The following is a 14,808-nucleotide window of genomic DNA, read 5'->3' as shown; positions in this document are numbered from 1 at the left end:
TTTTTGGTTATTCACTAAAAAAGAGTACCATGGTGACAGTACGAAAATTGTCTAAGGACTGAACGAATAATGAAAAAAACACTACTCGCCGCGCTGATCGGTTTTTCAAGCGCTTTGACTGCTACTGCCACTTACGCTGAAGATTTACTTCAAGTATACGAGATTGCTACAGCCAATGATCCTACCGTACTTAAAGCAAAAGCCCAAGCAGATGCGCAAGCTTATGAGAGCGATCGCGCGTTAAGTGCGCTATTGCCACAATTAGGTTTAAGTTTAGGGTACGAAAAAACCGACGCAACACTATACGAAGGCAACGATACAACCGGTTACATTGAATTTGACCGTGATACAGATGTATTTAGCCGCGGTATTAGTCTGAGCCAAACCTTGTTTGACTTGGGTGCGTGGAATTCATTAGGCATTGCTGATAAACAAGCTTTGCAAGCAAATGCACAGTACGACTTTGCCAGACAAGACCTCATTGTTCGTGTTGCTGAGGGTTATTTCAATGTACTTAGCGCAATTGACAACTTAGAGTTTGTACAAGCTGAAAAACGTGCAATTGAACGTCAATTACAACAAACAAAAGAACGTTACGCAGTTGGTTTGACGGCGATTACCGACGTACATGAAGCACAAGCACAGTACGACAACTCTGTAGCAAAAGAAATTGTTGCGAAAAACAGCGTTGAAACGGCCCGCGAACAGCTTCGTGAAATCACCGGTAAATACCATGCAAAATTAGACATGTTAAATACTGACACGTTTTCAACTGTTGCGCCTAACAAACAGTCAACCGACTACATAAAAATCGCAGAAGAGAAAAACTTAAACCTACAAGTGTCAAAAGTAACCGTTGATATTGCAAAAGATCAAATCGACTTAGCAAAAGCTGGTCACTACCCTAAGCTGACTCTAAATGCATCGTACGGTGATAGCCTAGAAGACTTAAATAACAACTCACATGAGCCTCGCACAGATAGTGCAAGAGTGGGGGTTAACTTTAGCCTACCTATTTATTCTGGTGGTGCAACTGTCGCAGCAACAGAACAAGCACGTGCATTTTATGTGGCGGCCAGTGAAGATTTAGAAGCAAGTCTGCGTGCAGTGACACGCTCTGTGATTACTTCTTATAACCAAGTTGTGTCAGATATCGCAACTTATAAAGCGCTACAACAAGCGGTTGTTTCAGCAGAAAGTGCGCTGAAAGCAACTGAGGCAGGCTTTGAGGTGGGTACACGTACAATTGTTGATGTATTAATCAGCACACAAAACCTTTATAACGCCAAAAGCAACCTTGCTAACGTGCGTTACCGCTATGTTGTTTCAACGCTGCGTTTAAAACAAGCGGCTGGCACATTAACAGCTGAAGATCTTGCGGCAATTAACCAAGGTTTAAAAGAGATTTAATTACTCTACTAAACTGATAGAAAAGCCAGCTAAATGCTGGCTTTTGTATTTTTAAAGACTTACGGTTAAACTAGCTTTTTATTTTTTTAGAGACTTTTCAGTGGTTAGTTCATCTCCTTTCAAAGCATCCTTTTTGGGTCCTCGTTATTGGCTTACATGGGTTGGCGTTTTCTTCTTATTTCTGATCTCTTGGTTGCCACATAAGTTTCAATTATTCCTTGGTAAATGGTTAGGTAGATTAGTTCATCGCTTTATGAAACGCCGTCGCCACATAGCAGAGGTCAATATCCGTCTATGTTTCCCAGATATGCCGGAGCAAGAACAAAAAGAATTAGTACTTAAGAATATGGAAAACACCGGTATCGCTATGATGGAAACAGGCATGGCGTGGTGGTGGCCCGAGTGGCGAGTAAGAAAGTGCTACGGGTCAATCAAGGGCCTTGAATACTTTGAACAAATTCAGCAATCAGGCAAAGGCGTTTTAATGCTCGTGCCGCACATTCTTCATTTAGAGATGGCGAGCCGAGTGATGGGGTTGAAATATCAAGGTATTGGTTTTTATCGCCCACACAATAATCCATTGATGGAATATTTTACGACCAATGGCCGTTTACGTTCTAATGAATTCTTAGTTGGAAAGCGTGATGTTAAAGGGTTGCTAAAAGCACTAAAAAATAAAAAGATTTGTTACTACTTACCCGATCAAGATTACGGACGTACCCGCTGTGAGTTCGCGCCATTTTACGCGGTAAAAGATGCTGCAACAACAACGGGCACACTACTTTTTGCGAACAGTAAACACTGTGAAACGGTTAGTCTTACTAGCCGCCGCGATGAACAAGGTCGCTACCACTTAGAAGTGCTCCCGATTATGGAAAACTTTCCAAGTGGTGATAATCTTAATGACGTAACACGTGTCAATCAACGCATGGAGCAAGCGGTTAATAGAGCACCTGAACAATATATGTGGTTACATCGACGTTTTAAAACACGCCCTGATAAGAATGCCCCTTCTTATTATAAGTGAGTGACATTTGTTAAATTGTGTGGTTTTATAAATCTAAGCAACAACAAGAGTATTAGAAATGTGGTTTTGGGTTAAGCATTTATCATTAGCTATTATTTTAATTGCAGCAGCTCTTTATTTTTTATTCGGTAAAGGGCCTGTTATCGATATTAAAAATACTCAAAATGCCGCCGCACAGGGACTTTCTCGTTTTTATTCGTCGCTAAGAAATCAAGTTAACAGTAAAAATAACGAGCGTGATAAATACGTTCTTAAGTTAAAAGAGCCTGAAACAAGCCTCGATATGGCTCTGTTTGAACGGGGTAAGGTAGTCGAACCTTCATCTCCAAACTGGACTGGTGATGTATTACCACGTCGTTTTGAAAGCGGAACAACATTAAAAGACGTGTTATCAGACTACGCTCGAAATGAAGAAATTGAGCTTTACTGGTACCTCAGTAAAGATTATGTCGTTAAAGATCACTTTCGTGTTGATAGCAACTTTGTGTCCGCTTTATATCAAGTGGGACGTGCTATCAACGACGACTTTGAAAATGAGGTTTATACCTTCTTTTGTTTCAAGCAAAGAGCGGCTGTTATTACAGAGCTGCCCTCTCCTTACATACGCGAAAACTGCCGCCGCTTAAGAAGCTAACACTTGCTGCCACGCACTTTGCACCAAACTTATATGCTCTTTGAGCTCAGTGCGCGGCGCACATCGACCTTGCTGGTTTAAGCTCATGACATGATAACGAGAACGGTATTCAATGTAAGCAGCCACTAGCTGATGTTGCATTTCAGAATCAATACAGCCAAGCTTAGCTGCATCCTCTAAAATACGAACATTATCAGGCCAAGTCGTTAACTCTTGATACTGCGGGGCATATTTTAGGACTAAATATTGTGTAATAAACTCAATATCAGTCATTCCACCTTGGTCTTGTTTTAAGTCAAATAATTCACTATTACCTTTAGCTAAGTGATTGCGCATTTTTTCACGCATTTCTATGACATCTTTTTTCAATTTTTCATCATCACGTGCTTGGCACAAAATAATTGCTCTGATCTCATCAAATCGAGAATGAAGCGATACCTGCCCATAAATCATTCTCGAGCGAACTAAGGCTTGATGCTCCCAAGTCCATGCTTGGGTTTGTTGATAGTGATAAAAGCTTTCTAGGTTTATTGCCAACAGCCCTGACGCTCCTTCAGGCCTCAAGCGTGTATCAAGCTCGTACAAAATGCCAGATGCAGTGCGTGTATTAAATAGATGCATTAAACGCTGTGCTAATTTTAAATAGAACTGTCTTGAATCAATCGCCTTATCGCCATCGGTATAACTACTACCATCATGATTATGCACAAACACTAAGTCTAAATCAGAGTCATAGCCTACTTCAAAGCCGCCTGTTTTACCGTAAGCAATAACCGCGAAGCCTTTTTCTTGTTCTGTGGTATTGGCTGGTTGCCCAAAGCGTGCAACACATGCATGCCACGCGATGTTCACAGCCTGCTCAACAATCGCCTCTGCCAACGCCGTTAAGTGGTCGCTCACCTTCATTACATCAAGAACGCCTGTCGCATCCGCTGCGGCAATACGCAGTTGGTGTGTTTGTTTAAATTGGCGTAAGGCTTCCATTTGCAGCTCTAAATCATCGTATTCTATTCGAAGGAAGTACTGTCTTATTTCGTCTTTATACGCTGATAACGGAGTGGGTTTATAAAGTACTTGAGGATCAATCAACTCATCAAGCAAAATTGGGTAACGGGAGATGTGCTCACCTATCCATTTACTGTGACAGCACAAAGCGACCAGTTGATTTAACGCGCCAGGGTTTTCATATAAGAGTTCTAAATAAGCTGTACGAGAGATGATTTTATTCAGCACTTGGCAAATCATAGTGAATGCATCACCGCTGGCTTTACTCACTGTCAATTGCTTAAGCAGTAAAGGCATTAACTTATCAAGAATATCTCGCCCACGGCTACCAACTTTTGCTTTTGTTAAACGTGTTTTAAAGTCATCAAGTGCCTGTTGCCAAGCTAAATTAGCATCGTCTATCAAGCAAACATCGGCCATTTCCCACGCACTAATAAAGGCACTTTCACATGGATCAACATTGTCACTTTCAAAACCAATTACTTGCTCAAACTCACTGTGTATTGAGGCCATTGTTTCATTGATCGCTTTTAGGCACTCATCAAAGTTGGGTTTATTAAGCAGCACACATAAGCGTTGCTGGTCTTGCTCATCATCGGGCAATGTTTGAGTTTGCTTATCATCAAATATTTGTAAGTATTGCTCAATACGACGCAGCGTGAGGTAATTCTGCTTAAGCAGTGATGCTTCTTTAGCGTCAATAACCTGATTATTGGTAAGCTCTTGTAAGGCTGATAAAAGTGATTGTGTCTGTAAGTTTGCCTCGCGGCCACCACGCACCATTTGCAATGCTTGCACCACAAATTCAACTTCGCGAATCCCCCCGGCGCCCAGCTTTATATTGTTAGTTAAACGCTTTCGGCGCACTTCTTGAGCAATCATCTGTTTCATTTTTCGTAAAGATTCGATCACCGAAAAATCAATATATCGACGATAAACAAATGGCCTTAATAACTCATAGAACTCACCCCAATAGCTATTTTCGGCGCCTATTAAACGCCCTTTTAGCATGGCATAACGTTCCCACTCTCGACCTTGCTCTTGGTAGTAATCTTCCATTGCATTAAAGCTCATCACCAAAGGACCACTTTCACCAAAAGGCCTCAAGCGCATATCTACACGGAAAACTTGGCCATTAACGGTGGTTTGGTTGAGTGCCATAATTAATTTTTGCGCAACCTTAGTATAAAAAACTTGCGCTTCAATAGAGCGGCGTCCACCTTGAGTAGCCACATCTATTGGGTAAGAAAAAATGAGATCAATGTCTGAGGAGTAATTTAACTCCCCTCCCCCAAGTTTTCCCATGCCTAGTACAAGCATTGGAATAGCATTTCCAAACGCATCTGTTGGCATGCCACTGACTTTTGCAACTTGTGCAAATGCCCATTGATTCGCACAATCAATTAACTGCTCAGCAAGTGCAGAAATATAAGCGATACTGTCTTCAATTGGGTTATGACAACAGACATCTAAGAACGCAACCTTAAGCCAATATTTCTCTCGGTATAATCGCAACTTGGCCATTGCTGCGGCATCATCTAACTCAGTAAAGTCATCATCAGTAAGTGGCGGTTGCGGGTTACGGCAAGCCAATGTGCTTTCATCTAGCAACCAATCTTTCAAGTCGGGTTGAGATTGTAAGCAACTCCAAGCGAAGTCACTCAAAGACAGTAATTTAGCAATCAACGGGTCTACAGGCTGCTCAGGGTACAAACCGTTAAAACGAGTTTGCCCTAATTGATAAAGCGCGTCAGGAAGCGGTTGTGAATTACTCATTAAATACTCTCTTTTAACTTATCAATAACCGTACTAGAATGATTATCAAAGAATTATTTAGCAGGGATCTGCATGCATTATTTATCATTATCTAACACTAGTTTAGTCGCGATTGCCATTAGTTTTGCTGTAATTTGCATAACCATAGTACTTCTACGTATCTTAACGCAAATTAAAGCAAAACAAGCGCTTAAAGAAGAGCTCGCACAACATGATAATTTTGCAATGGGGATTAGCTTTGCCAGTGAAATTCTCGTCGTGATTGCGACCATTGCTTATATTTTTGATGAAATCAGTTTAAGTGCAGCTCAATCAAACCCACTTAAGGTGGTCGTTTTAATCGCCTTGTTGTTCTCCTTCATTAAAGTGGGTCATCTCATTCATCGGAAATGGATTTTATATCGCTTTAACGAAGAAGCCGCTATTTTAAAACAAAATGTTTGTGCGGCTTTGGTTGACTCAGGTATGTTAATCGCAAACTGTATTATTAGTTTAGGCCTTTATAATTGGTGTCATACTCAAGGTTACAGCAGCTTACTAATAGCCACTGTTAGCTTTTTTGTACTACAGGGCATGTTTGCTCTGGATAGTAAAATTCGCGAGTACCGTTTTGCCAAGGCTAACCAAGGGGCTTCTTTACAGAGCAATTTTAACCTTGAAAATACCTCTATTGGTATTCGTTATGCGGGTAAATCGATTGGTCTTGCCTTAGCAGGGTATGCTGGTCTTGCCAGTGCATCATTTATTAGTGGTAAGATGGTAGAAAACCTATTTACGCTAGTCTCTCATTGCGGTGCTATGTGGGTATTGTTATATGTTTTGAGTTATATCATTAAATATATTTCATTACCGAATATTAATACATCGTTAGAAGTGGATCATCAAGATAACATAGGTATTGCCTGTATCGAGTTTGCCGTTTACGGCGCGATAGGCTATCTACTAATTAGTATGTTTTCGATTTAATATGGAAATACATAATAAGTGAGGCAGTATGCCCTTTAAAGTTAATAATTATTTGTTAGTTGATGTCGACAATGAGTTTAGTCATGCTTTTACGCATCATTATTTTGCAGGTAAAGGCGGCTCAACGTTAGTTGTTGCAGGAGCGAATAGCCGGCACATGGTTAAACTGATGTTCGACGAGCTAATAAAAGATTATTGTTACTGCGACTTTAGTAATGAAATAAGTGTTTCCGAATTGGCAAGTTACCTGCATGAGCACCATGACATAAAAGGCGTGTTAATTAACCATACTGACTACCAACTTGCCGATGACGCTCAAAAATTTATTTACAATTCGCTGCACAAAGTACGCTTTTTAATACACCAAAATGAGCAAGGATTTAATTTTATACCTTGCCCAGACGCCGCTCATATAAACCATTTATCTTGCCAAACAGACATCGCTCAAACGACAGCCGACATTCTCACCTTAAGTGAAGATTTAAATAAATAATTGCACCCATCGCGCTGTATACTTACCATATTGCTAAATTATTTAATAAGCGACATCCAATGCGAATTCCTCATATTTACCAACCATCAGCAATTTCTTTAAACACCCAAGTAGCACTTGATGATGATGCTGCTGGTCATATTGGTCGAGTACTTCGCATGAAAGCTGGAGAAAAAGTCTCTATCTTCAATGGCGAAGGCGGAGAGTACTTAAGTGAAATTATTGAAGTAAGTAAAAAGAGCGTGATTGTAGAGCCGCAAGAGTTTATCAATCATGATGTAGAGTCACCGCTTAAAATTCACTTAGGCCAAGGTATTTCACGTGGCGATAAAATGGACTTTACCATTCAGAAATCTGTAGAGCTGGGAATTACTGAGATCACCCCTATTTTTAGTCAACGCTGTGGTGTCAAGCTAAGCGGTGATCGCCTTGCTAAAAAACATCAACAATGGCAAAAAATAGCGATTGCTGCCGCAGAGCAATCTGGTCGTAACTTTGTGCCTGTCGTACACCCACCTATCGATATAAAAGAGTGGTTAGAGCAAACCAGCGATGCTCTAAAACTGACTCTACACCCACGCGCTGAACACAGTATAAAAACCATTCAAGTCCCAAGCGAGGGGGTGCGCTTTTTAGTTGGCCCTGAAGGGGGATTTACCGATGAAGAAATTAATATTGCTAAGCAACAAGCTTTTGTCGATATTCGCTTAGGCCCCCGTGTACTGCGTACTGAAACCGCTGCGCTAACAGTACTCAGCGCACTGCAACTGCAGTTTGGCGATTTAGCGAATTGAAAACCATAAAAACACCCATATATTAAAGTAACCGACACAGTGTAGTCATTCTATTCTAAGGCAAAAACATGGCAATTAAGTTAGGCATAATCTCTGATCCAATTAGTGGCTTTAATATTAAAAAAGACACAGGCTTCGCAATGATGATGGAAGCACAAAAACGTGGTTACGAACTTTACTACATGGAAATGGACGACCTATCGCTACGTCAAGGTCAAGGTTATGCAACCGCATCAAAGGCACGTGTTTTCGATGATGTTAATCACTGGTACGAGCTTGAAGAAAAATCAACAATTGCCCTTGCCGATTTAGATGTTATTTTAATGCGTAAAGATCCGCCTTTTGATACTGAATATATTTACGCAACCTATATTTTAGAGCGCGCAGAGCAAGCTGGAGCACTCATTATTAATAAGCCACAAAGCCTTCGCGATGCAAACGAAAAGTTATTTACAGCATGGTTTAGCGAGCACACGCCAGATACCTTGGTAACCCGCAGCCAAGCAGACATTCGTGCATTTTTAGCTGAACATAAAGATATCATTTTAAAACCGCTAGATGGTATGGGGGGCGCGTCAATCTTTCGTGTTAAAGAAGACGATGCCAATATCGGTGTAATTTGCGAAACATTAACCGAGCATGGTAGCCGTTTTGCCATGGCACAAAATTATATCCCAGAGATTAAACAAGGCGATAAACGCGTCTTGGTCGTCGATGGTGAAGTCATGCCATACTGTCTTGCACGTATACCACAAAACGGTGAAACACGTGGTAATTTAGCCGCAGGTGGCCGTGGTGAAGCTCGCCCAATAAGCGACTCAGATCGTAAAATCGCAGAAGCCGTCGCACCAACACTTAAAGCAAAAGGTCTCATTTTTGTGGGACTGGATATCATTGGTGACCGCTTAACCGAAATTAATGTAACAGCACCAACCTGTGTAAAAGAGATTGAAGCAGCTTATGACATTTCAATCACTGGCTACTTATTTGATGCCATTGAAAGAAAACTGAGCCATACTTAATTTAAACAACAAAAGGGGCGACCTATGCAGTCATTAGAGAATCATTTCTTAATTGCAATGCCTAGCATGCAAGACCCTTTCTTTAAGCATGCTGTAACGTATATTTGTGAGCATAATCAAGATGGTGCAATGGGTTTGGTGATTAACCAACCCATCAACATCACAGTGGGTGAGTTACTCGATAAAATTGAGATCGATAACGATAAAAGCCAAGATGCGGCAAGCCTTGCTGTCTATGCTGGTGGCCCTGTAAAAACAGACCGAGGTTTTGTACTGCACTCCCCAAAGCCCGGCTATGCTGCAAGCCAAAAGCTTAGTAGTGATATTATGATCACCACATCAAAAGATGTACTGGCAAGCTTAACGACAGCAGAAGCACCCGAGCAATTTATTATTACACTGGGTTATGCCGGTTGGGATCAAGGTCAGCTTGAACAAGAACTACTTGAAAATTCGTGGCTGATCATCAAAGCAGATCCTGAGATCATCTTTAACACCCCAGTAGAAAAGCGCTGGGAAAAAGCAGTCTCAATGCTGGGCTTTGACGTCAGTCAGTTAAGTTCTGAAGCTGGTCATGCCTAATTTTTACCGTCTTATTTTAATTGATTCATTATGACAAAAAGAACGTTTAAGCCTGTAGGCGAGCGAACCGTTATGGGCTTTGACTTTGGTACCAAAAGTATCGGTATTGCCATCGGCCAAGAGTTAACAGGTACGGCGTCAAGCCTACAAGCCGTCAAAGCCAAAGAGGGGATTCCGGACTGGCAACAAATTAAAAAACAAGTGGATGAATGGCAACCTGATCTTATGGTTGTTGGCTTGCCGCTTAATATGGATGGCACCTCACAAGAAGTGACGTTCAAAGCGAAGAAATTTGCGAACCGCCTACATAATCATTTTGCTATTCCTGTTGAAACTCAGGATGAACGCTTAACCACCGCAGACGCTAAAGCACGCTTGTTTGAACAAGGTGGCTATCGCAACTTAGGCAAAGGGAATGTGGATAATATGTCTGCTGTGATTATTCTTGAAAGCTTTTTTGAACAATTTTACGGTGATTAATCGGTACTGTTAATCACGGTGTAATCGTTTAAGTTAGGAATGAAGCCTGCCTCTTTGTAGGCTTTTTCTATTGCCCCTTGTTTGCGTAACTGCTTGAGCCCTGCTTGCAGCGCAGCATACGCTTGGCTTGCATCAGGGTGATGCTTAGAAATAATAAAATGACGGCTATCGTTGAGCTGTAAGACTATATTTGGCACCGCGACTAAACGAATGTCTTCCAAATGATATTGATTTTTGAGGCTTGGCATCAGTGGCATCATCACAAAGTCAACCCACTTCATAGACACCATACGAACTTGACTCAACCACTCGTCTTCTCTCAGTAGCTCTTTTAATGGCAACGCAGACAAGGTGTGCCAGTCTGTTAGCCATTTAGGCGTAGATACAGCTGTCAACGATTTGAAGTCTTCACGTTTTTGTAGTTTTAATACACGGTGATTCGACGGTGCAGTAAATACACCGGCATAGTACTCTCCCTTACGAATAACCGCATCAGAAATATACACATCTTTAGCGAGCTGCTCAGCGTCAAGGGACCAAACACTATCAAAACTAATCAGTAACTTACCGTCTTCAAGTAACTTAGTCTTACGAAAATTCACATTCCCTGTATGGTAGCTAAACGACTTAGTGAAGCCACCCAACATCAAGGCTTGTTGTGCGATAATCATATCCACCACATCACGGCGGATATATGCCCCAGTAAAGTCTTTCACTTCACTGGGCTGACGACCATTTAAGAAGCGAGTATAATCGTCATACACATCGTCACGGATAAAAATAACGATGTCATTTAATTCGTTTGCTTTTGCAGGAAAAGCACTCAAAATAAAAATAATGCATGCTATTTTTATCCCCTTCAACATTAGCTATTACCCTTTTCATCAAGGCCATCAATAGTCACACCTTGTAAAAAGCCAGCCCCTTTTTGCTCGTTATTTTGTAACTTGATCATCAAGCGTAAATCGTTTGGCGAGTCAGCATGATGCAAGGCATCGGCATAATTAATACGCTGGTGTTTATAAAGCTCAAACAAGGCTTGGTCAAAAGTCTGCATACCCATTTCTTTTGATTTCGCCATAGTTTCTTTTATTGAACCAATATCACCGCGCTTTATCAGTTCAGCGACCATAGGAGAATTAAGCAAGATCTCGATAGCAGCCACACGGCCTTCCCCATCTGCTGTTGGCACCAGTTGCTGTGCAACAATTGCGCGTAGGTTCAGTGCTAAGTCGTATTTTAGCTTATCGTGCTTTTCTTTTGGTACTAAGTGCATAATACGGTCAATGGCTTGGTTGGCATTATTAGCGTGCAACGTTGCGACACATAAATGCCCTGTTTCAGCAAAACTTAATGCATATTCCATGGTTTCTTGTGAACGGATTTCACCAATTAAAATAACATCAGGCGCTTGGCGTAATGAGCTTTTTAACGCTGACTCAAAGCTTTCAGTATCAAGACCTACTTCGCGTTGAGTAATAATACTTTTTTGGTGCTCATGCACAAACTCGATTGGATCTTCAATGGTAAGAATATGCCCACGTTGATTACGATTTCGATAACCTAAAAGCGCAGCAAGCGAGGTTGACTTACCGGTACCGGTCCCCCCCACAAACAGCACTAAGCCACGTTTTGCCATTATCACATCGGTAAGAATAGACGGTAATCCTAAATCGTTTACATCAGGAATTTGCGTCACAATTCGGCGAATAACCATACCCGCTTGGTCTCGCTGCCAAAATGCAGAAACACGAAACCGCCCTTCTTCTGTTGCAATGGCAAAGTTACATTCTTTTGTTGCGTGAAACTCATTACGTTGCTTTTCGTTCATCGCAGACTCAACCATAGCCAGTGCCTGCTCATCAGATAACTTATCGTCGGTCAGCGGTTGCAATTCACCGTTAATTTTGGCACTAACAGGTAAGCCACTAGACACAAATAAATCTGAACCATTCTTATCGATCATCACCTGTAAAAAGCGATTTAAAGGTATTGTCATAATTAAGTGCTCCGTTAGCCACCAAACTGAGTTTTATCTTGCGCTTTAGCTCTAGCATCTGCTGTAGTAACAATGCCGTAGTTCACTAAATTACCTAAACATTGATCCATTGTTTGCATACCATGTGATGCGCCAGTTTGAATCGATGAATACATCTGTGCAATTTTATCCTCACGAATAAGATTTCGAATAGCAGGGATCCCTATCATAATCTCATGCGCTGCCACTCGCCCACCTCCTACTTTTTTAAGTAATGTTTGCGAAATAACAGCACGCAACGATTCTGAAAGCATTGAGCGCACCATGTCTTTTTCTTCTCCTGGGAATACGTCGATAATACGGTCAATGGTCTTTGGTGCAGATGTGGTATGCAAAGTACCGAACACTAAATGGCCTGTTTCTGCGGCCGTCATGGCTAAGCGAATAGTTTCTAAATCACGAAGCTCACCCACTAAAATAACATCAGGATCTTCACGTAACGCACTTCGTAGAGCATTAGAGAAGCTGTGAGTATCACGATGAACTTCGCGTTGGTTAATAAGGCTCAGCTTATTGTCGTGAACAAATTCGATTGGATCTTCAATCGTTAAAATATGATGGTGCTTGGTCTGATTAATGTAATCAACCATCGCTGCTAAGGTGGTTGATTTACCTGAACCTGTTGGCCCAGTGACTAAAACCAAACCGCGTGGGTTATCAGCAATGGTCTTAAATATTTCCGGTGCACCTAAATCATCAAGTGTTAACACATCACTGGGGATTGTACGAAATACAGCTGCGGGTCCTCGGTTTGAATTAAACGCGTTAACACGAAAACGAGCAAGATTAGGTACTTCAAAAGAAAAATCCACTTCGAGATTTTGCTCATAGTCCTTACGCTGATTATCGTTCATAATATCGTAAACCAGACTGTTTACATCTTTTTGTTCTAATGCTGGAATATTAATACGACGAACATCGCCATCGACGCGTATCATAGGTGATACACCCGATGATAAGTGTAAATCCGAGGCCTTATGTTGCACACTAAAGGCCAATAATTCGGTAATATCCATTTATGACTCCACAACCAACTGATAATTATATGGTTACAATAGCAGAACGACTTACATCCGCCTACGCAAGAATAACTCAAGCGGCAAAAAATAATCACCGTGATGAGCAAACGATTAGCTTACTCGCTGTTTCAAAAACCAAGCCTGTCGCTGATATCATCTCAGCCTATCAACATGGACAACGCCTATTTGGTGAGTCCTATGTGCAAGAGGCCGTTGAAAAGGTAGCTGCACTGCAAGACTACAACGAGATAGTCTGGCATTTTATCGGTCCTATTCAATCAAATAAAAGCGCACTTGTCGCTGCTAACTTTGATTGGGTACAAAGTGTTGACCGAACAAAAATAGCGAAACGCCTGAATGAACAACGACCAGCCGATAAAGCGCCGCTCAACGTATTAATTCAAGTTAATATTAGTTTAGAAGAGGCAAAGTCAGGCTGCCACCCAGACGAGCTAATGACGCTGGCTGAATTTATTAGTCAGTGCGACAATTTATGTCTACGTGGTGTCATGGCTATCCCTGCAAAAACCGACGATAGCCAGCTACAATTACAATATTTTGAGCAATTAAGCGCTTGCTTTGATAAACTAAAGGCCCAATATCCCCAAGTAGACACCTTGTCGATGGGTATGAGTAATGATGTTGAAGCTGCGATTGCCGCAGGTTCAACTATGGTACGCATTGGCACGGATATATTTGGCCAACGAAATTAAAAGGTGATAACAGACATATGTCAGATAAAAAAATCGCATTTATAGGCACGGGTAACATGAGCTACGCCATTATTGGCGGCATGGTAAAGAACGGTTTTGCAGCTAAAAACATCATTGCAACCAATCGCAACCAAGAAAAATTAGCGAAGGTTGCTGCTGATTTCGGGGTGCAAACAACCGCGGACAACAACGCGGCACTTCGCGATGCAGATGTGATTGTATTGTCTGTTAAACCACAAATGATGGGTGATTTATGCCAATCGTTCCAAGATTCAGGCATTGATTTTAGCGATAAACTATTTATTTCTGTGGCCGCAGGTTTAACTGTACGACGTCTACGCGAAATGTTAGGTCAAGACGTTAAAATGGTCCGTTGTATGCCTAACACACCGTCATTACTTGGTCGTGGTGTGTCTGGTCTATATGGCGCAGGCGAAACCGTGCAAGAGCATGAATTTGTACAACAAGTTTTTGAATGTACAGGTATTGTTGTGTGGGTAGAAAACGAGTCGCAAATCAACGATATCATTGCGGTAACAGGCTCATCTCCAGCTTACTTCTTCTTATTTATGGAAGCGATTGAAGAAAAAGCCAAAGCACTTGGTTTTAGCGATGACGATGCACGCCGTTTAGTACAACAAACCGCGCTAGGCGCAGCCGAAATGGCGCTTTCACAGCAAGACATTAGTATTTCTCAGCTACGTGCCAATGTTACATCAAAAGGCGGAACAACCCATGCAGCTGTTGAGCACCTGAAAAGCCAAGGTCTTGTAGGTACTGTTGCAGATGCAATGGATGCCTGTATTGCTCGTGCAGAAGAAATGGAAAAAGAACTCTAAGCTTACTTTT

At 41.6% G+C, this 14,808-nt stretch carries 15 protein-coding genes; 11 read left to right on the top strand and 4 right to left on the bottom strand.

Annotation, left to right across the window (positions count from 1 at the left end):
• Positions 1 to 69 precede the first annotated feature (69 nt).
• From tolC to L0Z67_RS03500, 3 genes are all read left to right on the top strand, one after another.
• On the top strand, positions 70 to 1,410 hold the full coding sequence (gene tolC, locus L0Z67_RS03510; RefSeq protein WP_062570129.1) for an outer membrane channel protein TolC: 1,341 nt from the start codon (positions 70 to 72) through the stop codon (positions 1,408 to 1,410).
• Positions 1,411 to 1,510: 100 nt separating this feature from the next.
• Positions 1,511 to 2,437 carry an LpxL/LpxP family Kdo(2)-lipid IV(A) lauroyl/palmitoleoyl acyltransferase gene (lpxL, locus tag L0Z67_RS03505; RefSeq protein WP_405128453.1) on the top strand — a complete coding sequence of 309 codons (927 nt, stop codon included), beginning with the start codon at positions 1,511 to 1,513 and terminating at the stop codon, positions 2,435 to 2,437.
• 58 nt (positions 2,438 to 2,495) lie between these two features.
• On the top strand, positions 2,496 to 3,071 hold the full coding sequence (locus L0Z67_RS03500) for a TcpQ domain-containing protein (RefSeq protein ID WP_062570127.1): 576 nt from the start codon (positions 2,496 to 2,498) through the stop codon (positions 3,069 to 3,071).
• Here the strand turns inward: L0Z67_RS03500 and glnE are convergent.
• Positions 3,060 to 5,852, bottom strand: a complete 2,793-nt coding sequence (glnE, locus tag L0Z67_RS03495; protein ID WP_405128452.1) for a bifunctional [glutamate--ammonia ligase]-adenylyl-L-tyrosine phosphorylase/[glutamate--ammonia-ligase] adenylyltransferase — start codon at positions 5,850 to 5,852, stop codon at positions 3,060 to 3,062. The genes L0Z67_RS03500 and glnE overlap by 12 nt on opposite strands.
• Positions 5,853 to 5,924: 72 nt before the next feature.
• On the opposite strand from glnE, the gene L0Z67_RS03490 reads away from it, so the two are divergent.
• From L0Z67_RS03490 to ruvX, 6 genes are all read left to right on the top strand, one after another.
• The gene (locus L0Z67_RS03490) at positions 5,925 to 6,818 is read left to right on the top strand and encodes a hypothetical protein (RefSeq protein WP_062570125.1); all 894 of its coding nucleotides are present in this window, start codon (positions 5,925 to 5,927) and stop codon (positions 6,816 to 6,818) included.
• Positions 6,819 to 6,846: 28 nt separating this feature from the next.
• Complete coding sequence (locus L0Z67_RS03485) at positions 6,847 to 7,311, top strand: hypothetical protein (RefSeq protein WP_062570124.1); 465 nt, start codon at positions 6,847 to 6,849, stop codon at positions 7,309 to 7,311.
• A 59-nt stretch (positions 7,312 to 7,370) separates the two neighbouring features.
• A complete protein-coding gene (rsmE, locus tag L0Z67_RS03480) occupies positions 7,371 to 8,105 on the top strand; it encodes a 16S rRNA (uracil(1498)-N(3))-methyltransferase (protein WP_062570123.1) in 735 nt (244 codons plus the stop codon).
• Positions 8,106 to 8,173: 68 nt separating this feature from the next.
• Positions 8,174 to 9,127 carry a glutathione synthase gene (gene gshB / locus L0Z67_RS03475; protein ID WP_193988352.1) on the top strand — a complete coding sequence of 318 codons (954 nt, stop codon included), beginning with the start codon at positions 8,174 to 8,176 and terminating at the stop codon, positions 9,125 to 9,127.
• Positions 9,128 to 9,151: 24 nt separating this feature from the next.
• Positions 9,152 to 9,709: a YqgE/AlgH family protein gene (locus L0Z67_RS03470; protein ID WP_062570121.1), complete on the top strand. Its 558-nt coding sequence runs from the start codon at positions 9,152 to 9,154 to the stop codon at positions 9,707 to 9,709.
• 30 nt (positions 9,710 to 9,739) lie between these two features.
• Positions 9,740 to 10,189: a Holliday junction resolvase RuvX gene (gene ruvX, locus L0Z67_RS03465; RefSeq protein WP_193988351.1), complete on the top strand. Its 450-nt coding sequence runs from the start codon at positions 9,740 to 9,742 to the stop codon at positions 10,187 to 10,189.
• Here the strand turns inward: ruvX and L0Z67_RS03460 are convergent.
• Genes L0Z67_RS03460 through L0Z67_RS03450 form a run of 3 tightly spaced genes read right to left on the bottom strand, consistent with a single transcriptional unit; the run spans position 10,186 to position 13,243 of the window.
• Positions 10,186 to 11,055 (bottom strand): hypothetical protein, encoded by an 870-nt coding sequence (locus L0Z67_RS03460; RefSeq protein ID WP_405128451.1) that lies wholly within the window; start codon positions 11,053 to 11,055, stop codon positions 10,186 to 10,188. The genes ruvX and L0Z67_RS03460 overlap by 4 nt on opposite strands.
• Positions 11,055 to 12,188, bottom strand: coding sequence for a PilT/PilU family type 4a pilus ATPase (locus L0Z67_RS03455; RefSeq protein WP_062570118.1), 1,134 nt, complete (start codon positions 12,186 to 12,188; stop codon positions 11,055 to 11,057). Before L0Z67_RS03455 ends, L0Z67_RS03460 begins: the two co-directional genes overlap by 1 nt.
• 14 nt (positions 12,189 to 12,202) lie before the next feature.
• Positions 12,203 to 13,243, bottom strand: a complete 1,041-nt coding sequence (locus L0Z67_RS03450) for a type IV pilus twitching motility protein PilT (RefSeq protein ID WP_062570117.1) — start codon at positions 13,241 to 13,243, stop codon at positions 12,203 to 12,205.
• 2 nt (positions 13,244 to 13,245) lie between these two features.
• On the opposite strand from L0Z67_RS03450, the gene L0Z67_RS03445 reads away from it, so the two are divergent.
• Together L0Z67_RS03445 and proC are read left to right on the top strand one after the other, a co-directional pair.
• Complete coding sequence (locus tag L0Z67_RS03445; protein WP_405128450.1) at positions 13,246 to 13,959, top strand: YggS family pyridoxal phosphate-dependent enzyme; 714 nt, start codon at positions 13,246 to 13,248, stop codon at positions 13,957 to 13,959.
• A 17-nt stretch (positions 13,960 to 13,976) separates the two neighbouring features.
• On the top strand, positions 13,977 to 14,798 hold the full coding sequence (gene proC / locus L0Z67_RS03440) for a pyrroline-5-carboxylate reductase (RefSeq protein ID WP_062570115.1): 822 nt from the start codon (positions 13,977 to 13,979) through the stop codon (positions 14,796 to 14,798).
• The last annotated feature ends 10 nt before the right edge of the window (positions 14,799 to 14,808 follow it).

Origin of the sequence: Pseudoalteromonas sp. PB2-1 (assembly GCF_045040605.1) — a bacterium.
GTDB lineage: Bacteria > Pseudomonadota > Gammaproteobacteria > Enterobacterales > Alteromonadaceae > Pseudoalteromonas > Pseudoalteromonas arabiensis.
The sequence above is the reverse complement of the archived record's forward strand: the minus strand, read 5'-3'. Positions and strand labels throughout refer to the sequence as shown.